At 67.0% G+C, this 20,412-nt stretch carries 17 protein-coding genes; 7 read left to right on the top strand and 10 right to left on the bottom strand.

The window, feature by feature from the left end; translation table 11 throughout:
• Positions 1–106 precede the first annotated feature (106 nt).
• The 5 genes from E0H75_RS40485 to E0H75_RS40505 form a co-directional block, all read right to left on the bottom strand.
• Positions 107–1,099, bottom strand: a complete 993-nt coding sequence (locus E0H75_RS40485) for a hydroxyacid dehydrogenase (protein ID WP_131519032.1) — start codon at positions 1,097–1,099, stop codon at positions 107–109.
• 520 nt (positions 1,100–1,619) lie between these two features.
• The gene (locus E0H75_RS40490; RefSeq protein WP_202873423.1) at positions 1,620–2,945 is read right to left on the bottom strand and encodes a hypothetical protein; all 1,326 of its coding nucleotides are present in this window, start codon (positions 2,943–2,945) and stop codon (positions 1,620–1,622) included.
• Positions 2,942–3,706, bottom strand: coding sequence for an alpha/beta fold hydrolase (locus E0H75_RS40495; protein ID WP_202873424.1), 765 nt, complete (start codon positions 3,704–3,706; stop codon positions 2,942–2,944). Before E0H75_RS40495 ends, E0H75_RS40490 begins: the two co-directional genes overlap by 4 nt.
• Before the next feature lie 391 nt (positions 3,707–4,097).
• Positions 4,098–4,589, bottom strand: coding sequence for a hypothetical protein (locus E0H75_RS40500; RefSeq protein WP_131519034.1), 492 nt, complete (start codon positions 4,587–4,589; stop codon positions 4,098–4,100).
• The gene (locus E0H75_RS40505; RefSeq protein WP_131519035.1) at positions 4,586–7,036 is read right to left on the bottom strand and encodes a molybdopterin oxidoreductase family protein; all 2,451 of its coding nucleotides are present in this window, start codon (positions 7,034–7,036) and stop codon (positions 4,586–4,588) included. Before E0H75_RS40505 ends, E0H75_RS40500 begins: the two co-directional genes overlap by 4 nt.
• 294 nt (positions 7,037–7,330) lie before the next feature.
• Between E0H75_RS40505 and E0H75_RS40510 the strand changes: the two genes are divergently transcribed.
• Complete coding sequence (locus tag E0H75_RS40510) at positions 7,331–8,125, top strand: SDR family oxidoreductase (protein ID WP_238163557.1); 795 nt, start codon at positions 7,331–7,333, stop codon at positions 8,123–8,125.
• An 87-nt stretch (positions 8,126–8,212) separates the two neighbouring features.
• Here the strand turns inward: E0H75_RS40510 and E0H75_RS40515 are convergent, their stop codons facing one another.
• Entirely contained in the window at positions 8,213–8,404 is a 192-nt protein-coding gene (locus tag E0H75_RS40515) for a DUF8129 domain-containing protein (protein ID WP_131519037.1), read from the bottom strand.
• A gap of 65 nt (positions 8,405–8,469) precedes the next feature.
• On the opposite strand from E0H75_RS40515, the gene E0H75_RS40520 reads away from it, so the two are divergent.
• A complete protein-coding gene (locus E0H75_RS40520; RefSeq protein ID WP_131519038.1) occupies positions 8,470–8,940 on the top strand; it encodes a hypothetical protein in 471 nt (156 codons plus the stop codon).
• Positions 8,941–9,053: 113 nt separating this feature from the next.
• On the opposite strand, the gene E0H75_RS40525 is transcribed toward E0H75_RS40520, so the two are convergent.
• From E0H75_RS40525 to E0H75_RS40535, 3 genes are read right to left on the bottom strand one after another with little or no spacing between them, the layout of a single operon-like run.
• A complete protein-coding gene (locus E0H75_RS40525; RefSeq protein ID WP_131519039.1) occupies positions 9,054–10,187 on the bottom strand; it encodes an enolase C-terminal domain-like protein in 1,134 nt (377 codons plus the stop codon).
• A 2-nt stretch (positions 10,188–10,189) separates the two neighbouring features.
• Entirely contained in the window at positions 10,190–12,007 is a 1,818-nt protein-coding gene (locus E0H75_RS40530) for a thiamine pyrophosphate-requiring protein (RefSeq protein WP_131519040.1), read from the bottom strand.
• Positions 12,004–14,985, bottom strand: coding sequence for an FAD-binding and (Fe-S)-binding domain-containing protein (locus tag E0H75_RS40535; protein WP_202873425.1), 2,982 nt, complete (start codon positions 14,983–14,985; stop codon positions 12,004–12,006). Before E0H75_RS40535 ends, E0H75_RS40530 begins: the two co-directional genes overlap by 4 nt.
• 161 nt (positions 14,986–15,146) lie before the next feature.
• On the opposite strand from E0H75_RS40535, the gene E0H75_RS40540 reads away from it, so the two are divergent.
• Positions 15,147–15,629 (top strand): MarR family transcriptional regulator, encoded by a 483-nt coding sequence (locus E0H75_RS40540; protein WP_131519041.1) that lies wholly within the window; start codon positions 15,147–15,149, stop codon positions 15,627–15,629.
• Between the two features lie 149 nt (positions 15,630–15,778).
• On the opposite strand, the gene E0H75_RS40545 is transcribed toward E0H75_RS40540, so the two are convergent.
• A complete protein-coding gene (locus E0H75_RS40545) occupies positions 15,779–16,486 on the bottom strand; it encodes a GAF and ANTAR domain-containing protein (protein WP_238163558.1) in 708 nt (235 codons plus the stop codon).
• Positions 16,487–17,060: 574 nt separating this feature from the next.
• On the opposite strand from E0H75_RS40545, the gene E0H75_RS40550 reads away from it, so the two are divergent.
• The 4 genes from E0H75_RS40550 to E0H75_RS40565 all read left to right on the top strand — a co-directional run bounded on the left by E0H75_RS40550 (position 17,061) and on the right by E0H75_RS40565 (position 20,297).
• Positions 17,061–17,834: a GAF and ANTAR domain-containing protein gene (locus E0H75_RS40550; protein ID WP_165554407.1), complete on the top strand. Its 774-nt coding sequence runs from the start codon at positions 17,061–17,063 to the stop codon at positions 17,832–17,834.
• Positions 17,831–18,532 carry a GAF and ANTAR domain-containing protein gene (locus E0H75_RS40555; RefSeq protein ID WP_131519043.1) on the top strand — a complete coding sequence of 234 codons (702 nt, stop codon included), beginning with the start codon at positions 17,831–17,833 and terminating at the stop codon, positions 18,530–18,532. Before E0H75_RS40550 ends, E0H75_RS40555 begins: the two co-directional genes overlap by 4 nt.
• A 356-nt stretch (positions 18,533–18,888) precedes the next feature.
• Positions 18,889–19,500, top strand: coding sequence for a lysoplasmalogenase (locus E0H75_RS40560; protein WP_165554409.1), 612 nt, complete (start codon positions 18,889–18,891; stop codon positions 19,498–19,500).
• A 215-nt stretch (positions 19,501–19,715) separates the two neighbouring features.
• Entirely contained in the window at positions 19,716–20,297 is a 582-nt protein-coding gene (locus E0H75_RS40565) for a DUF6328 family protein (RefSeq protein ID WP_202873426.1), read from the top strand.
• Positions 20,298–20,412 lie beyond the last annotated feature (115 nt).

Below are 20,412 nucleotides of genomic sequence, written 5' to 3' on the forward strand. Positions count from 1 at the left end.
GTCGGTCGCTCCCCAGCCTCAGTGGTAAGCGTTTCCCGCAGAGGGTACGCATTTCTAGTATCGTTTCGCAATATCTCGCACGGATCTCTGAAACGTGCTCTGCGCATCAGGCCATCAGGTCGTAGGTGCCGGGCAGCACCTCGTATCGCAGATCGAGGCCGGCCAGATAGCGCCTGATCTCGTCGACCACGATCGCCCCTTGAGTCCGGCGGGAGTGCCAGGTCCGGGCGCCAAGGTGCGGCGTCAGCAGGACGTTGGGCAGGCGCCACCACTCCGAATCCGCCGGCAGCGGCTCCTCGTCGAACACATCGACCGCCGCACTCAGGCGTCCAGTGCGGAGTTCGGCGAGCAGAGCCGCCGTATCGACCAGCGCCGCTCGGGCAGTGTTGATCAGAATTCCGCCATCGGGAATCATCGCGAGCCGGCGTGCGTCGAGCATGCGTCTCGTCTCCTGCCGCACCGGCGCATGCAGTGCCACGACCGCCGACTGCCCGAGAAGCGTGTCGAGCGGGACGAGCCTGGCTCCCAACTCCTTGCCGTCGCGCTCGCTCAGATAGGGATCGTGAACCAGGACGTCCGCGCCGGCCGCGACGACCAGCTTGACATAGGCGCGCCCGACCCGGCTCGCTCCCACCACACCAACCGTCGCCCCTGCCAGGGTGCGCCCGAGACCGAGGTCGGCCGCGCTCCACCCGTGTTCGGCGTTCATCCTCCGGTCGACTCGATCAAGGTCCCGCAGCCGCGCGATCGTCATGTACAGCGCCAGTTCCGCCACCGACTGCGCCATCCCCGCCGACGCCTGGCTGACCCGCACGCCGTGCGGTAGCAGCGACAACGGCACCAGCGAACGGATCGAGCCCGCGCTGTGCACAATCAGCCTCAGCCGGTCCGAAGGACCCGGCCTGGCCGGCAATGGCTTCGATCCCCACCCTGTGATCAGGATGTCGGCCAGCAGTCGCCGATCGTCCCGATCGTCCGATTGCGGCGCACCACGCCGGATCAGTCGACCGAACCGCTCCAATCGCTGCAGCGACTCGCCGGCGAACAGTTCGGACTCGAGCTCGGGCGACAGATCGACATAGACAATGGGCGTGACCATGAGAGCCTTTCGACACAGTAACAACAGAAACGTTTCTATACGGTTGCTCTCAGGGTAGGCAGGGGCGTTTCTCGGTGCAACCGCTTACCCCGCGTCGATCGCTCGCCCTAGTCTCTCCATTGCCGCCTGCGCCGCTCCTACCCGTTCTCGCAGCTGCTGCACGCGCTCCAACTGTCGGCCGGCTGAGTCCCGCCTCGGCACGTGCTGCCACTCAGACTTCGACAACCCACCCGTGATCGTCATCGCCATGTCGTGCACCGTGTTTGAACCACCCGGGTTTGATGCGCACCTCCTTCGTGGGGAAGGTGGCACTCATGCCGAGGAGGTAGGACGAGCAGACCAAGGCCAAGGCGGTCGACCCGCGACAGCGGTGCTCTGGCGGGTTCATCGCCGAGCACAAGACTCGGTTCGGGATCGCTTCGATCTGTCGTGCGCCGAGCACGCACGACTGCACGATCGCTCCGAGAACCTACTACGCCTAAGCCCGGGGGGCGAGGCAGTCGTCGGCGCTGTAACCGGGTCAGCCGAGCACGGAGATCCGCTCGGATTCGCTCAGACCCAGGAGTGCCGTCTCCACAGACAGCGGTGACTGCGGCCGTCTGGCGCGTGGCAGCCGGCGCAGTGCTGGGGTGTAGCGCGCGAATGTGCTGAAGTCCGCTGGAAACGCCGACCGCTCCACCGCCAGCAGACGCCCGCGCCGCCGGGCACGGTTCGCGAGCTGCTGCCAACAGTCGACTTCCGCAAGGCCGCGGGAGCGGGTCCCGTGGCTGAAGAGCATGATGCCGATTTCGTCGAAGGTGTGGCCGTCGAGGTAGTCGGACAGAGCGTGCGCGCCCTGGCTGGTGGGAAAGTAGGTCCAATACGGGACTGACGCGGTGTCGACGGTCTGCCAGGGGTCGAGGACGATGAAGGAGCTGACCAGCAGCCGCCTCGGCTCGATGTCATGTCGTCGAAGCCAGGCGGCGTAGGTATCGGCTACCGCAGCCGCCGGATCCTGGGGATGGTGGTAGCGCAGCTCGACGACCGGATGATCGTGCTTGTCGGCGTACGCGCGGATGTGCTCCAGCAGTTCGTCGTCGAACCCCCACTCCGCTTCTGCCACCTCTTCGCTGGTTTCCGGGGCCCCAGGGAGTGCCTGGTACTGGTCCGGGCTCATCCCGCCCTGGGCGCCGAACTGGAAGACGTGGTGGTCCGTGACGCGGGTGACTGGCCATGTGGACGCGTCACGCGTCACGATGATTGGAGCGTGCGGCTGAAGCCGGTGGGTGAGGAAGTGCTGGTACGCCGGTGGCAGCCCACGCCATTTGATGCGGAAGTAGGCCATCTGTGAGGCGCTGAGGGCGTCCTGGTTCGGGTCGTGCATGTGGTGGAGTCCGACTGTCGCGTTGCTGCGCAGCAGCGGCGGCGCATGCTGCACACCGAAGTCGAGAGCGCCGCGTACGTCGTCTGGGTCGGCCCAACGACGGCGTACTGGCACGAGCCATGTCTGGGGTAGCCACGGGATGCCGCAGGCGGCGTACAGGTGGGTGAGCGCTCCGTTGGAGGAGCCCACGACGACCGCGGGGTATTGCCGCTCGGGATACTGATGAACCGCCCAGGCGGCCACTTGGTCCAGTTCCACTTCGCGGAGGCGTCTCGGTGGCAAGCCCTCTGAGCCGGTGACGAAGGCGTAGACCCGACGGCGGAGCGGGAGCGGAAGGAGTCGGCTGGCGTAGACGAGCGGCGCCGTGATCGGGGACTGGCCGAGGTATTCGAACGGCCTTTCCGCCAGCGCTCGCGACAACGCCAGGAGCATGGCGGTCGCCGAGTCGAACGCCGCGATGGAGCGCTGGGGGCGCACGGTCACGGCCGTGATCCTGCCGTGCGTCTGGCGAGCCGCTGGAGTGGCTGTGACCAGGCGTGCGGGTCGACCCAGGTGAATGTGTGCGGTCCTGGGACTGTCGCGACCTCGCCCTCCACGGCGGCCTGGCACAGCTCGTTGACCCAGCGGTCGGTGCTGATGCGGTCGTCCGTTCCCTTGATGATCAGCACCGGCATCGAGAGCTCAGCCACCTGCTCCTCCAGCTTGTCCGCCAGGTGCACCCTGAGCAGATGCGCGATGCCGCGGACGCCAGCGCGCTTCCATTCGGGCACATGATTCTGCTGCAGGCCTGGCGTCGGGTAGCGCCCGTCGAGGCGCCACCGCAGCAGCAGCCGCGGCAACGAGCGCGCGACCGGATCCACCGTGGGGCTGGCCAGGCAGACTGCCGCCACCCGCTCAGGACACAGGACGCCGGCCCAGGCGGCGACCTGGGTGCCGCTGGAATGCCCCACGACCACGGCGTGATCGAGGGCGGCGGCCTCCAGCCAATGGGCCACCGCCTCACCGTATCCGCGGACGTCGAGGTAGTGCGTCGGCTGTCCGCTCCCGGCGTAGCCGGGGAGGTCAAGAAGAAAGATCTGCGTCCACTCGCCCACAGCCGCGCATGCCGGCAGCAGGTAGTCCGAGACGGCCATGCCCTGGACAACCACGACCGGCGGCGTGCCCGCGCGCGGCTCTCCGAGTACCCGGCTGCGCATACGGCCCTCGGGTACATCGGCGTACCGCATCAGCATCTGCTCAGGCATGCGTGGCGGTGTGTGCATACTCGAGAAGTACCCAGCACTGGCGGAACAAAGCCGGGTTCAGCGGGCCGGCGAGGTAAATGCTGCGCGCACCCGACCACCCGGACTGCCGCGATCCGGTCGTTCCACGCGGTCACGGCCACCCTCCGAGCGCTGTGTCTGCCGAGCCAACGGGCGGCTTGGACCAGGCTCTCCGTCGGTTGGCTACGGAGACCACTGGTCGCACGACACCTCGAGGAGCTGTCTGGTCAGGTGATCGTCGCGGGCGACCAGCAGAACGTAGACCGCACCCCACCGCCGGCCGTGATTGTTCGGTTGATGATGCTGCCGGGGATCCGGCTCGGGCCACCGCACGGTCGAGGAGGCGCTGGTCGTAGTGACCGGTGCCGCGTACCTAAGGGGTGACCATGACCTGGGCGGCGTTCGACTTCAGCATCGCGTTCGCCCACCGCATCTGCCGCAGGGTCTGGGGGTGACACTTCATCGACAGCGACAGGAGTTCGTCGTCCTTGAGTGCCTGCGCGGTCTGGGCAAGGATCTCCCAGTCCAGCGAGACCCCGGCCGCCTTGCGGTGAATCTCGCGCAGATCCCTCAACAACAGCAGCGCCGGATCGTGGCGACGGCCTATCAGCTCCGAACTCTTCTGCCGGATCATCGCCACCAGGGTCGTGTCGTCCTCAGGTTCGGCATCGAGCTCGACACCGTAGTTCTTGCCGTGTGCCGCGAGTTCCCGGACGTGCTCCTGTGACCACCGGGCCAGGTCCCTGCCGAGGTAGAAGATGTCATGATCGGCCTTGTGCCGCTGCGATGCGTGCAGCAACTCGGCCGCGAGATCGTTCTCGGCGCTGTGCAACTCGGCGATGGCCATTCCCACCTTGTCGCTCATTGTCTGCTCTCCTCACCGGCGAGCTGCTCGGTCACCATGGCCTGAGCGCCGCCTCGGGTGTCCGGAACCGAGCCGTGGGCAAAGGGTTTGGAGCCCGTGGTAGTCGGCGCCGCCGACGGACCGTCGCCAAGGCTTATCCGCTCGACACGTGCGGCGGCAGACTTGAACAGCGGCTGCTTCGACGCCGGATCCCAGTCGGTGATCGTCAACTCGTTCGCGGCGCGATGATGATCGCCATCCGCAGCGTCCCAATACCCGTAGTGGAACGGCAGGAAGAGCGTCGACGGCCGGATGCTGCTGATCCGCAGTCGCGCCTCGACGCTCTCACGCGGCGTGGACACCCGCAGCCGGTCACCCTCGCTCCACCCGAGTTGCTCGGTGTCCAGCGCGGACATCTCCACCCAGACATCCGGCGCGGCGCTCTGTAGTTGCGGAACCCGACCTGTCTTCGTGCGAGTGTGGAAGTGGTACAGCGTCCGGCCCGTGATCAGCAAATAGGGGTACTCAGGCGTCGGCGGCTCATGCGGCGGCAGGTATTCGGCTGCCTTGAGCACCGCCTTGCCGGAGGGGTTCATGGCCTTGTACTCCACCGGGTCCAACGGCGCGCCGGTGAGCAGGTCCTTGCCGTAGCTCTCGCAGTACGACGGTGAACTCCAGAACTCACCATCCAGATAGATGCGCTCAGTGCCGTCCGGGTGCTCATCGTTGCACGGCCACTGGATACCGCTCCCGCCACGCAGCTTCTCGTAGGTCAGCCCGGTGTAGTCACACGGACGGCCGGCACTGCACCGCTTCCAGCCCTCGAAGGCACCCTCGGCATCGGTCCACTTCACCAACGGCTGGCCGTCCTTGTCTTTCAGGTCCAGTCGCCGTGCGTAGTCGATGAATATGTCCAGATCGGCCCGAGCCTGCCCGGGCGGATCGACCGCCTTGTCCGACAGATGCACGGTCCGGTCGGCGTTGGTGAACGTGCCGGTCTTCTCACCCCACGTCGCCGCGGGTAGGACCACGTCGGCCAACTGCGCGGTCTCGGACAAGAAGATGTCCTGCACGACCAGGAACAACCGCTCCTGGGACAGGATCTCGCGGATCCGGCCCAGCTCGGGCAGCGAAACCGCCGGATTGGTCCCGCTGACGTACAAGAACCGGATCGAGCCGTCCTCGACATAGCGCATCATCTGCATCAAGTGAGTCGGCTCGGAGTAGTGCGGGATCTGGGCCGGCTCGACGTTCCAGACCTTGGCCAGATCGCTGACGTGCTGGTCGTTGGCCCAGTTCCGGAAGCCCGGAAGGTCGCCGTCGGCGCCGCATTCGCGAGTGTTCTGCGCGGTAGGCTGACCGTTCATCTGCAGGATCCCACAGCCGGGTTTGCCGAGCATGCCCCGGACGAGGTTGATGTTGTTGACCTGCACCGAGGCCGCAGTCGCCTGGTGTGACTGGTAGAACCCTTGCAGCACGGTCGAGAGCAATCGTTCGGCCTGGCCGAGGATCCGGGCCGCGTCCCGGATGTCCCCTGCCGGTACGTCGCAGACGGCAGCCGCCCAGTCCGGGTCGCAGTCAGCCACCTGCTTCTCGAGCTCGTCGTACCCGACGGTGTGTCGGTCGATGTAGTCGCGGTCGATCAGGTCGTTGGCGATGATCTCGTGCAACAGCGCGTTCACCAGCGCGAGGTTCGTTCCCGGCTTGGGTGCGAGGTGGACTGTGGCGGCGGCCGCGACGGGCGTACGGCGTGGGTCGACGCAGATGACCTGGGGCGGATTCGGGCCGGCAAGGCGGTCCAGGATCCGCGTCCAGAGAACGGTTTGGGTCTCGGCCATGTTGTGGCCGTACAGCGCGATGACATCGGCGTGATCGATGTCGGTGTAGGAACCCGGCTGACCATCGCTCGCGAACGACTCCTTCAGGGCCTCCGCGGCTGTCGCCGTACACAGCCTGGTGTTGCCGTCCATATGGTTCGTGCCGATGCCGCCGTGACCGATCAGGGCCAGGGTGTAGTACTCCTCCAGAAACAGCTGACCGGTGGTGTAGAAGCCGACCGCGCTCGGACCGCGCTCGGCCAGCAGTTCCTTGGTTCGCCCGGCGACCGCTGTCATCGCGGTCTCCCAATCGGTCTCCACCAACTCACCGTCGCGGCGAATCAGCGGAGTGGTCAGCCGATCCGGCGAGTTGTTCGCCTGATACCCGAACAGGTCCTTCGGACCAAGCCGGCCGCGATTGACCCGATCCACGGCCCGACCACGCACCCCGACGATCCGCCCGGCCTTGACCGCGATGTCCAACCCGTCACCGTTCGAATGCAGGATCGTCGCGGACTGCACCCACCGATCGACGTCAGCTTCGCCCAACCCATCGTCCAGCCGGGTATCAACCCGGACCGGCCACTCACCCCCCGAGCCGTACGGCGTACGCGTACCCCAGGGCTCCGCTATCCGGTCGACACTTCCCATGCGCGCGCAGTACCCCGGCGAATCAGCCTGAAACCGTCCGAGAAGTGAGGGCGCGCAAGCCTCGGGGCGCCCTCTTCCTCATCTCGGACGCCCTCATCGGCACCGAAGTCGCCGGCCACGACTTCTCCACCCGACTCGCCCTGACTTGCGCATGCATCGTTTCTCTCTGGGTACCGCAGAACACGCTCTGCATACCACTGGAGGCGAACAATGAGCACCGATCCGACAACCCGGTACGCCGGACCAGACCAGCAAGCGCCTCAGAAGCAGGAACACCCTGGACGCAGCGGTGCGATGAGCCCAGAACCCGACTACGGCGAGCAGACCTACCGTGGCAGCGAAAAGCTGGCCGGCAAACGGGCGTTGATCACCGGCGGCGATTCCGGCATCGGACGTGCAGTCGCTCTGGCCTTCGCCCGGGAGGGTGCGGACGTGATGATTTCTCACCTCGAAGCCGAAGAGCAGGACGCTCGCGAGACCTGCCGCCTGGTAGTGGACTCCGGTCGTACGGCGGCATCCTTGGCCGGAGACATCCAGGACGAGCAGCACTGTCAGCGGCTCGTCGACCGGTGTGTGGAAGAACTCGGTGGCTTGGACATCCTGGTCAACAATGCGGCTTACCAGATGTCCCGCAGTGGCATCGCGGCCATCTCCAGCGAGCAGTTCGATCAGGTCCTCAAGACCAATGTCTACGCCATGTTCTGGCTTTGCAAAGCCGCGCTCCCCCATCTGTCGGAGGGTTCTGCGATCATCAACACGACCTCCATCCAGGCCTACGAACCGTCGCCAAACCTGCTCGACTATGCGACCAGCAAGGCTGCGATCCTCAACTTCACCAAAGGCCTCGCACAGGAGCTGGCTCCGAAGGGCATCCGGGTCAACTCCGTCGCTCCTGGCCCGGTCTGGACACCCCTCATTCCAGCCACCCTGCCGGCTGACAAGGTCGGCGAGTTCGGTGTCGACACCCCACTCGGCCGCGCAGGGCAGCCCGCCGAACTGGCGCCGGCGTATGTCTTCCTCGCTTCTGACGACTCGACGTACATCACCGGCGAGCGCATCGGCGCCACGGGCGGGCGTCCACTCCCCTGACTCGGGTGCATTGGCCCCGCGAAACCGGGCACCAGACGGAGTTTATGGAGGTACTCACGCCTGGAAAGTCGTCGAACGCGCGACGTCTCAGGAGAGCGCTGCCGGGGCGCTTTCGGAGACGTCGTGGAGCTGGCGGCGTCGCTGGCTCAAGACTTCGAGCACCTCGGCACGGTGTGCGTGGTTGCGCTCGTACCCGATCAGCTGTTCCACCTGTTGGAGATCCAGGGCGGCGACCCGCGACATCACCGAGCCGGCCTGCAGGTCATCGAAATCGGACACCGGTAACGCGGCCTGTTTCTCCGTGATGTCGCGGAAACCAGAGCGAACAGCAAGAACTCCGAGAAATGAATGTCTGGAGCTCGCTTCGCGCCGGTATGGCCGCAGGAGCCGCGGGAACAACCGCGTTGAACGCCGTGACGTACCTCGACATGGCTGCCCGCGGTCGACCGGCCAGCACCGTACCCGAAGATGCGGTACGGGACCTGTCCGACCGCAGCGGCGTAACCATCCCGGGGGACGACGAGGCCCGGGAGAACCGCCAAACCGGTCTCGGCGCGCTGCTGGGCATCAGCACAGGTGTCGGCATCGGCGCCGTTCTCGGCATGAGCCGGGCCTTCGGCCTGCGGCCGCCGGCGCCGGCAACGGCCCTGATTGCCGGCGTGGGCGCGATGGTCGGTACCGATGCATCCATGGTGGCCCTCGGCATCACCGACCCCCGCTCCTGGAAAGCCACAGACTGGCTGGCCGATGTTGCTCCTCACCTCGCGTACGGCGCTGTCACCGCAGCCGTACTGCACGGCCTGGAGCGCCGGTAACCGCAACTGAAAGGCGAGATCACCGTGAAGGCTGTTGTGTCTCCCTCTCGGCCCCGATGAGAACGGTCGCTGGTTCGATCCTGGGTGGCCGCCGGCGAACCGCCCGTGGGGAGTCAAACCCGGTAGGCGGCGGCGGTGTCCGGCAACCAGACAAGGCCGTGACCGAGTGCCTTGTCGGACGGGCCGACCTGGCCACCCGACGGATCGGGAAGTCCGCCGAACAGCATCGACTCGATCCGGACGTGATCGTGGAACCACTCCAGATGACGGAGATTGGGGATCGCGGCCAATGGCGCCAGGTGAAGGCCCGGTGCGCAATGCCCGGAGACGTCGAGACCATGCGCGTCCGCCACCGCCGCAATCCGCAGCAGCTCGCTGACGCCGCCACAGCGAGTGATGTCGACCTGAAGGCAGTCGACGGCCTGGGCCGCGCACATCCGCTCGAAGTAGACCAGGTCATAGCCGTACTCTCCCGCGGTCACGTCGGCGGTGGCGCGTTCACGTACCGACCGCAGCCCGCTCAGATCGTCCGACGACACCGGCTCCTCGAACCACGTCACGTCGTACGACGCCAACCGCTCGGCGACCCGTCGCGCCTGGCCGACGTTGTAGGCGCCGTTGGCGTCGACGAACAGCTCCGTCGCCGGGCCGATGATCTCGCGGGCCAACGCCACCCGCCGAAGATCACGCTCCGGATCGGAACCGCCGGACTCGCCGATCTTGACCTTCACCCGCGGGATCCGGTCGGCGTGCACCCACTGGGACAGCTGCCGTTCGAGCTGCCGATCGTCGTACGTCGTGAAGCCGCCGCTGCCGTAGACGGGGACGTCGTCGTGGACGGCGCCGAGCAACCGCTGCAACGGTAGGCCGAGAAGCTTGGCCTTCAGGTCCCACAGCGCGCAATCGACCGCCGACAAGGCCATCCCGGCGACGCCCGGGCGTCCGACGTTCCGCAAGGCGGACCGCATCGCGGTCCAGCATCCGCCGACGCCCGAGGCATCCCTGCCCTCGACCACACCGGCGAGCTGGCCTTCCACCACGTCGACGCAGGCGGCGGCTCCGTAGGTCCAGCCGATTCCTGTCTGCCCACCTGCATCGGTCTCGACCAGAACCAACGTCGTGCTGTTCCAGGCGAACGTACCGTCGCCTTCGGGTGAATCGGCCGGAATGGTGTACGCCGATGCACGCACGTTCTCGATCGTGCCGAGGCCGACGGCCGGACGGCGGTGCGATCCGTCGCTCCGCATGATCACGAGTCGTCGTGGCCCTGATCCGCCGGGTGCTTACCGCCTGGCAGGAATTCCTGGACCTTGGACTTGAAGCCTTCCTTGATCATGCCGACGCGGTCGCTGTCACCACGGATGATCGACTCGAGCGCCTTCTCGATCTGGTCCCAGCTCGCGTGCGGCGGGATCGGCGGCACCGCCGGATCGGTACGGAACTCGACCACACACGGACGATCCGAGGCGAGCGCCTCCTCCCACGCCGGTACGACGTCTTCCGGCTTCTCGGCCGTGACACCGCGCAACCCGAGCAACTTCGCGTAGCCGGCGTACGGAAACTCCGGCAACTCCTGTGACGGCAGGAACTGCGGCGAACCACCCATCGCCCGCAACTCCCAGGTGACCTGGTTGAGATCGTTGTTGTGCAGTACGGCGACGACCAGGCGGGGATCGTCCCACTCCTGCCAGTACTTCGCGATCGTGATCAGCTCGTTCAATCCGTTCATCTGCATCGCGCCATCGCCCACCAACGCATACGCGGGTCGATCCGGCAGACCGAACTTCGCGCCGATCACGTACGGCACCCCAGGCCCCATCGTGGCCAGCGTCCCGGACAGAGAGCCGCGCATCGACCCCCTGATCCGGACATGCCGCGCGTACCAGTTCGCGGCCGAACCAGAGTCCGCGGCAATGATCGCGTCATCCGGTAAGCGCTGGGACAGCTCATGGAAGACCAGCTCGGGATTGATCGGATCCGCGGAGGTGTAGGCCCGGCGCTGCATGACCTCCCACCAGCGCGCCACCTTGGCCTCGATGTCGTCGCGCCACGACCGATCGTTCTTCGGCCGCACCAAGGTCAGCAACTCGTGCAGCGTCCGGGCCGAGTCACCGACCAGGTTCACCTCGAACGGGTACCGCATCCCGATCATCGTCGGATCATGATCGATCTGGATCGCCCGCGCCTGCCCGAACGGCGGCAGGAACTGCGAGTACGGGAAGTTCGACCCGACGACCAGCAACGTGTCGCACTCCATCATCAGCTCGTACGACGGCCGCGTGCCCAGCAAACCGATCGAACCCGTCACCCACGGCAACTCGTCAGACAGCACATCCTTGCCCAGCAACGCCTTCGCCACTCCGGCACCGGCCAGCTCTGCCAACTGCGTGATCTCGTCGACCGCGCCGCGCGCACCCTGGCCGACCAGGATCGCGACCTTCTCACCGGCGTTCAGAATCTCGGCGGCCCGCTCGAGCTGCTCCGTCGGCGGAACCGGCGCGGACCACGCCAGATCCAGGCTCGACGGGATCATCTTGAACGCATGCGACGGCGGTGTGTACTCCAGCTCCTGCAGATCCGCCGGCACGATGAGCGCCGTCACGGTACGCCGGGTGGCCGCGATCCGGATCGCCCGGTCGAGCACGTTCGGCAACTGCTCCGGCACCATCACCGTCTGGCAGTAGTCACCCGCAACGTCCTTGAACAGGGTGTGCAGATCGACCTCCTGCTGGTAGCTGCCACCCATCGCGCTACGAGCTGTCTGACCGACGATCGCCACCACAGGGACGTGGTCGAGCTTGGCGTCGTACAGACCGTTCAGCAGGTGGATCGCGCCAGGACCGCTGGTCGCCGTACAGACACCGACGCGTCCGGTGAACTTGGCGTAGCCGACCGCCTCGAAGGCCGCCATCTCCTCGTGCCGCGCCTGCACGAAACGCGGTTGGTCCTCGGCCCGTTCCCAGGCCGACAGCAGTCCGTTGATGCCGTCACCGGCGTACCCGAAGACGTGCTCGACGTCCCACTCGCGCAGGCGCTGGAGGATCTGGTCGGCGACGGTCGTGGTCATGAGTCCTCCCGAAGGTGGTCGGTGATGGTCTGTTCAGGTCTCGAGCCGAGCCGGGCCGCATGCAGTCCGGCGGCGAGCGCCTCGGCGAGGTGCATCGCCTTGCGGTCCGTGCCGTGCTCGATCTGGGTGCGGCAACTGAAGCCGTCGGCGAGGACCAGCGTCGTGTCCTCGGCCGCACGGACGCGAGGCAGCACGACACGCTCCGCCGCGGCCATCGAGACGTCGTAGTGGCCACGCTCGAAACCGAAGTTCCCGGCGAGCCCGCAACAACCCGAGTCGAGCTGCTCCCGGTCCATCCCGGCCCGCTCGATCAGCTTGGCCTCGGCATCGGCCCCCAGGACAGCGTGCTCATGGCAATGGGTCTGGACCATCGCGTGAACGTCCAGCCGGGGCGCCGTCCAGTCCGATGCCCTGTCCTGGAGCACTTCTGCGAACGTCACGAACTGCTTGGACAATCGCCGGATGTCCTCGTCGTCACCGAGAAGCTCGTGGGCGTCAGACCGGAAGACCGCGCCGCAGGACGGCTCGAGGCCGACGATCGGCGTGCCGGCGCGGATGTCATCGCGGAGCACGCCGGCAGTACGCCGGAGAACCCGCCGGGCGACGCCGAGTTGACCGGTCGAGATCCAGGTCAGGCCGCAACACACCGACCGCGCAGGCAGCGTCACCTCGAACCCGGCGGCCTCGAGCACCTCGACGGCTGCTCTACCGATGGACGGACGGAAGTAGTTGGTGAACGTGTCCGGCCAAAGGACGAGCCGGCCACGCTCCGCCCGCTCGGCTCGGCGTGGGCGAGTGCGCCACCAGTCCGTGAACGGCTGCTCCGAGAAGCGAGGGAGTGCTCTCTCCGGCGCGATCCCACCGGCTCGCTTCACTATGCCGGACAGCGGTGCTCGGTGTGTCGCGGCGTTGACGAGCCTCGGAGCACGCCGGGCCGCAAGCGCCCAGACCGGCAGCCAGCCCATCGAGTAGTGCGCCGTCGGACGGATCCGGTGGGCGTAGTGATGCGAGAGGAACTCGGCCTTGTACGTCGCGACGTCGACGCCGACCGGACAGTCGACCTTGCACCCCTTGCAGGCCAGACAGAGGTCGAGCGCGTCGCGGACCTCGGTCGACCGCCAGCCGTCCGGGATCACCTCGCCGCGCACCATCTCGAACAGCAGCCGTGAACGGCCCCGCGGCGAATGTTCCTCCTCCCGCGTGACCAGGTAGGACGGGCACATCACCTGACCGTTCTCGGAGGCCGATGTGCGGCACTTGCCGATGCCGACGCACCGCAGCGCCGCGTTCGTGAACGTGCCGTCATCCTTGGGATAGCTGAACTGGGTCTTTATCGGCGGATGCGCGAAGCCGGTACCGAGACGCAGGTGCGAGTCGAGCGGATTCGGGTCCACGACCTTGCCCGGATTCATCCGGTTGTCCGGATCGAAGATCGCCTTGACCGCACCGAACGCCACAACCAGATCCGGCCCGAACATGATCGTGAGCAGCTCACCCCGGGACTGGCCGTCGCCGTGCTCCCCCGACAGCGAACCGCCGTACCTCGTGACCAGCTCGGCCGCCTGCCGCACGAAGTCGCGGTAGTGCGCGATTCCGTCTGCGGTCCGCAGCTCGAACGGAATCCGAGTGTGCACACAGCCTTGTCCGAAGTGTCCGTACAGTGAGGTCTCGGTCTCGTCGTACCCGAACCGCGACAGCAGCTCGCGGAGATCGTGCAGGTACTCCCCCAGGTCGTTCGGATGAACGGCGGAGTCCTCCCACCCCTCCCAGTTCTCGTGCCTGGCGACCGGATGCGCGGTCGCGCCCAGACCTGCCTCCCGCAGCTCGATCAGCTCGGCCTCCCGGCCCGGATCGTCGAGGTAGACCATCGATGGGATCGGATCGTCGCCGGTCTTCAGATCGTCCATCAGCCGGTGCGCGGCCGCGTCGACCTGGGCGAACGTCTCGCCCGCGAACTGCGCGGTCAGCCAGGCCCGCCCCTCCGGCAGCCGCCGGATCGCTGTGTCGACCAGGTGCTCGCCATGCTCGAGGCCGATCAGTATCTCGTCCAGCCCCTCGAGCTGCCATGGCTCGTGCGGCAGGATCCGCCGTACTGCCCGGCCGGCCGCCTCGAGATCGGGGTAGCCCAGCAGCACCATCGTCTGGTACGCCGGTACCGTCACGAGCTCGAGCTCCGCGTGCAGAACGGTTACCAGGGTTCCCTCACTGCCGACCAGAGCCTTGGCCACGTCGAACCCGGACTCGGGCAGCAACGCGTCGAGGTTGTATCCGGAGACCCGGCGCGGGATCTTCGGATAACCGGTGCGGATCTGGCCGAGATACCGATCCCGCAGGCCGACCAGCCGTCGGTAGAGGTCAGCCCGCGCATCGTGGCCGGACGTGATGCGTTCCAGTTCGTCAGTGGGCGTTGGCCCGACCCACATCCGATCGCCGGCGTACGTCAGCACCTCGAGCCGGCGAACGTTGTCGACCGTCTTGCCGTACGCCTGCGCGCTCGCGCCACACGAGTTGTTCCCCACCATCCCACCGATCGTGCAGGTCTGATGCGTCGAGGGCTTCGGCCCGAACATCAGCCCGTCGGGCGCCAGCGCCCGGTTCAGGTCGTCCACAGCGATCCCCGGCTCGACGACACAGGTCCTGGCGGCCGCCTCCACCGACACCATCCGATGGCAGTATTTGCTCCAGTCAATCACGACCGCCGCGTTCGTCGCCTGCCCGGCGAGGCTCGTACCACCGCCGCGGGACACTACCGGGACTCGCGCTGTTCGGCAGACCTCGACGGCCCCGACGCCGGCCTCCACCGTCCGCGGTACCACCACAGCGATCGGGATCTGGCGGTAGTTCGACGAGTCGCACGAGTACGTCGCCAGCGAACCCCGATCGAAGCGGACCTCACCGTCGACCCTGCCGCGCAGGGCTCGCTCCAGCCACTCCGGCGCGGCGGGAACATCGACTGTCCGCTCCAGCTCCAGCGTCACGGTATCCCTCCCGGGGTCGCGGTTCGGCAGCACGGCTGAACCGGCCCGCCGGTACCCACGGCTCCGACGGTGCAAACTCCGATCAGTGATGGAGGTCAACTCTTGATCTATGACAACTACCGTTGCCGGGAGGCGGATCCTGCGGCTGGTATCGTCGGACGATGAGTGACCAGGTGACGGCCACCAGTGCGCGCGATCGCAGGGACGCGGCCGCGTCGGCGCCGGTGATCGAACAGGCGTCGATCGCGCTCTTCGAGGTGACGCTGGGTGCGTTGAGCACGTCCGCACAGCTGTCCGTGTTACAGATCCGGATGCTGCTCACGCTCGACCAGCACGGACCGCTGCGCCTCAGCGATCTCGCGGGTCAGCTCGACGTCTCCGCCCCCTCGGCCAGCCGGATCATCAACCGGCTGGCCGACGACGGCCTGGTTCTTCGCCGTACCCCCGACCACGATCGACGGACGGTAGAGCTGAGGCTGTCCGCCAAAGGCCGCCGGGGCCTGGCCCGCATTCGCAGCGCTCGCCGAGGCGGCATCGCCGAGATCCTTGCTCTCATGACGGAGGACGACCGCGCCGCCCTCGCCGCCGGCCTCATCTCCTTCGCCCACGCGGCCCAGCTCGTCCACCATCCAGCCAAGGCCTGACATGTCCACGGCGCACCGATTGATTGGCTTAGGGGCGCAGACTGGCAGCGGGTGACCAGTCGTCTCGCGTCCCGATTTCGTCCGTTGTTCGGGGCGAGGCGCCCTGGCGGCTGGTCGCCGCGAGGGTGTGTCCGGTCAGCTCGCGAGCCTTACTGCTCGTTTCGTTGCGCGGTGCGGGCCGCGTCGGCCACGATGCGCTCGGCAACTTGGTGGAGTTTGATGTTGCCGTTCTGGGAGGTGCGGACCAAGAACCCGAAAGCGCGGTCGGGGTCGAGGCGGTAGCGCTCCATGATGACGCCGACTGCTTGTCCGACCGTGGTGTGGCTGACGACGGCCTGGCCCAGGGTCTGGTCGCGGCGTGCCCAGCCCATGGCGACTGCGACGAGCGCGGCGAACATAGCGCTCAGTTGGCGGCATTCACCGTCGATGGCGTGCGGCTGAGTTGCGTAGAGGTTCAGTGCGCCGCGGACGTGCGGGTCGGCGCGGAACTGGAAGGACAGTTGCGACTTGACTCCGAGTGCTGCGGCTTTGGGCCCATAGGTGGGCCAGCGCAGATCGCTGGTGAGGTCGTCGACCTCGACCACTGGCTCGGTAAGGGCGGCCTGAAGGCACGGCCCTTCGCCGAACTCGTATTGCAGTTCGTCGGCCTGGATCGCTATGGCACCGGTCGGTGCGAGGGTACGGATCTGGCCGCCGCGGGTCGTGACCGAGACGCTGGCGTAGTCGACGCCAGGAATCGTCTCGGTGACGCTGGCGGTGATCCTGTCCAGGGTTTCGTCGAGGTCGATCGGTACGAGCAGCGCCGCCGCGACCTCGGTCATCACCTCGATGAGGTGGGTGTCGCGCGGCAGATTCACGATCGGGCTCCTTGATGGTGGCGGCAGGTTGTGCCGGCTACCTCAGTGTGACCCTGAAGTCAGCCTCGAGAGCCTCGAGAGCCAAAGTAGTTCGCGGAGTGTCCAGCGAACGCGCACCACCGGGGTAGTCGGCGATTCACCCTGCCGGTGGGGAGGTCGCTGCCACGTCGACCCGGCTGGCCATCGAACTGGATGAGGCCGAGGGCGTTGAGGAGACCGTGCCCGCGTCGCGGGCGTCCATGCATGCCAGCCGGGTTCGGACGCTCCGGCCGTCAGCATTTGTCGAGGTGCCATCGCCCGACCGCATGCCGGGAGTACGGTGACAGGTAGAGACGTTTGATCCCTAACCGTCAGACAAGGCGCCACCCGGCCACCGGAGGAGTCCTCATGCAGCATGATCCGGTGGGAAGTCTCGCCGCAGCCATGACGAAGGCTGTCGCCACCATGCAGGCACCGATCAACCTGACCGAGACGGTTCAGACCCCACTCGACGCACCCGTCGTTGCCTCAACTGATCACGACGCCGGCTTCGACTGTCCGAGGTCGGATGGGCTGGCTCCGAAAGGAGCGCTTCGTGGCGACGCTTGACAAGACTGGCCTGCTCGCCCGGCTGGCGCGCGCGATCGCCGAACCGAGCGGCGAGCCGCTCGAAGTACGCCTGTGCCATGCGTACCTTCGCATCCTCGGCGGCAACGGAGCCGCGCTGACCCTGTCGAACACCCGAGCCGAGCGGGTGACGCTGTGCAGCACCGACGATGCCGCGGCCCGGCTCGAGGACCTTCAGGAGGTCCTCGGCGAGGGCCCTGGCAACCAGGCCTACCGCTCGGGAACCATCGTCACCCTCGACCTGAATGCCCAGGGCAGCGCCTGGTCGAACTTCACCGCCGCCGCCCAGGCCGCAGTCGGTGAGTTGACGCTCCACGCCGTACCGATCAGGCCCGCCGGGCAAGTGCTCGGCGTACTGACCACCCACCATTCCGCTCCCCCGGTGCCTGATGCCGCCACCGCCCAGTTCTTGGCCGACGCGATCGGCACCGCACTGTTGCAGAACCCTGAGGGATACCTGCACGATCTCGACAGCCGGACCTGGGCCGACCGGGCCGCGATCCATCAAGCCACCGGCATGGTCCTCACCCAACTCGGCATCACCGTCACCGACGCCGTGGCGCTGCTGCGCGCCCATGCGTTCGCCCACAACGCCAGCATGACTGAGGTCGCCCGGCTTGTCGTGGACCGCAGGCTGCGGTTTGCCGATCCCGACACCTCGCTTCGCCCCGATCAGTTGCCGGGGTCGTCCCGCGAATCCGACCGAGACACCGACACCGACGGGGGAACCCAGACCTCATGATCGCCGCCAACGCCTCCGAAGCCTTCGCCAACGCGGCCGCCGCGATGGTCGGCCCCCACGATGTGGTCGGCACGATCACCGGGTTGCTGGAGGACTGCGGCGCTCTCACCGGTGCCGCCGCGCTCGGCATCCTGGTCCACGACGGCCAGAACGGGCTCGAGTTGCTCTCGGCAACCTCCCACACCGCCGCCGAGCTCGAGCTCTACCAGATCCAGACCGACACCGGCCCCTGCGTCGACACCTTGAGCACCGGTCAACAGCTTCATGTCATCGGATCGGAGCAGATCATCCAGCGATGGGGTGAGATCGGGAAGGCCATCGCCGCCGCAGGTTTCGCCCAGATCCACACCAGTCCGCTGCGCTGGCACGGCAACGTCATCGGCGGACTCAACGCCTTCCACCGCACGACCGAACCACTCGACGACAGCGCATTGCACCTGTCCCAGGCCTTCGCCGATGTCGCAGCCGTCGTGATCCTGCACAGCATGGATGTCGGCGACAACGAGATCGCGGACCGTATCAACAACGCGCTCCAAGGCCGGATCGTGATCGAACAGGCCAAGGGCGTCCTGGCCGAGCGCCACGATATCGACATGGCCCAGGCATACCAGCTACTCAACTCGATGCCCCGCAACACCGGCGAAACCCTCACCACCATCGCAACCCGAATCATCCACCACGCCGAACAACCCCACTGACCGCGGTACCCGCCGAAATCGGCTGAGCCGTGGCACCCATCCGGCCGGGTGGTCAACGGACGCAAGCTCGGCCGGCCTCGTGGCCGCGGCTGTCAGACAGTGGTTGGCAACCCTACGGCGATCGTCACTCTCAGCTGTCATCGAAATCACGCTCGCCGCCGCCAGCGTCGGTACCGGGTCAGCGCCGACCCGGTACCGACGGGCCGACCCGGCAGGTTTCGCCGCGAGCGACAGGGTACCGGTCGGGTGTGAAGCATCGCGCTGGTCGCTTGGTCAACCGACTCGAGCTCGGTGGCTTGCTGTCGATGGGGCATTCACAGGACACGGGTTGGGCGGCTGCCTACTGGGGTTGCGCAATGGCCCATGCTGTCGGCCATGTGCTCAACGTCCCTGTCTTGCGGGTCGTCTCGAAGAGCGCACTCATGCCGACCCTCGCGGCATGGTCTAGACGCAGAGGATGTCCACGCCTCCTCGTAGCCGCCCTCCTCGCCTCGGCCACGGGTGACACCCTGATGGAGCAAGGCCTGCTGTACCCCGGCATGGCGACGTACGCCGCTGCACACGCCTGCTACGTGACACTGTTCGCGCGCGGCCTCGAGCGAACTCGCTGGCAGGTCCTCGCGGCGTACACCGGCGCCGGTTCCGCGATCGTGGCTGTCCTCTGGCCGCGCCTCGGCCCGCTCCGGAGACCCGTCGCCGCCTATTCCGTGATGCTGACGGCGACTGCAGTGACCTCTGGCTGGTACGACCGGCGCACTGGGTCCGGCGGCGCACTCTTCGTCATCTCCGACGCTCTGATCGGTACCCGCCTTGCCGGCCACGACTTCCCGAGCCGCGCTCCGCTGGTCGGCCTCACCTACACGATCGGCCAGTACCAATTGGCCTCCGGAGTCGTCGCGCACCATGGCCAACAGCGTATCCAGGTGGCTGCCAAGGGCAACGGCGCTGCATGCCTCAAGCAATCGTGACAGGTTCCGACCGCGAGATCGGCCAGGCCAGCGGTGGATGACCTGCTCGGTTCCCGTGCCGTGTCCGGACCCGCCAACCCGCGCACGAACCAATGCTGGGTGTCGGCCCGGCGGATAGCGGGTACCGCGAAGGACACAACGCAGTACCGAAGGCAGACCATGAGCACCGATCCGAAACCGGTACGCCGCACCCATGCCACCCAAGTGAGTCAACCATGATTCGATCCGGCCCCCTGACGTACGAACGCGATGGCGAGACTTCCGGCGAGCGACTCGATCGCCACTGGAACGAGCTGCTCCAGGAGCTACGGCTCGCCCAAACCGGCACCCAGATCCTGTTCGCCTTCCTGCTGGCCATCGGCTTCCAGAGCAAGTTCCATACCGCCGATCAATTCACCCACGCCGTGTACGCCGGCACCCTGATTGCCTCGGCACTTGCCGTCGCACTGTTCCTCGCACCAGTCGCCTTCCACCGCATGCTCTACCAGCTGGGACTCCGCGACCGCTTGGTCACCATCGCGGATCGCCTGGCTTGCGCAGGGCTGGTCTTCCTCGTCGCAGCGATCTGCGGTGGAGTCCTGATCGCGCTGGACGTCGTACTCCCCCGCCTGGCCGCCATCGTCCTGGTCGCGGCCGTCCTCGCGTGGTTCGTCGCCTTCTGGCTCGCGATCCCCACCTACATCAGACACAGCCACAAGACCACTCGCCGAACTGAACCCTCTCGGACACCACCGATCGTCCCCGGCCACCGGGTCGGCCGCATCCAGGAGAACCACCGCCGTCCGGCGTCCGAGTGAGGACACTCGCGCTGATCCGCTCACCGCGCAGGATCGCTGGTCCGACGGACGACCCGCTTGACCGAGTGCGATGACCGCATGGACCTTGGTCTGCGAGGTATGTCACCCACGCCGC

Origin of the sequence: Kribbella capetownensis (assembly GCF_004331485.1) — a bacterium.
GTDB classification, from domain to species: Bacteria; Actinomycetota; Actinomycetes; order Propionibacteriales; family Kribbellaceae; genus Kribbella; species Kribbella capetownensis.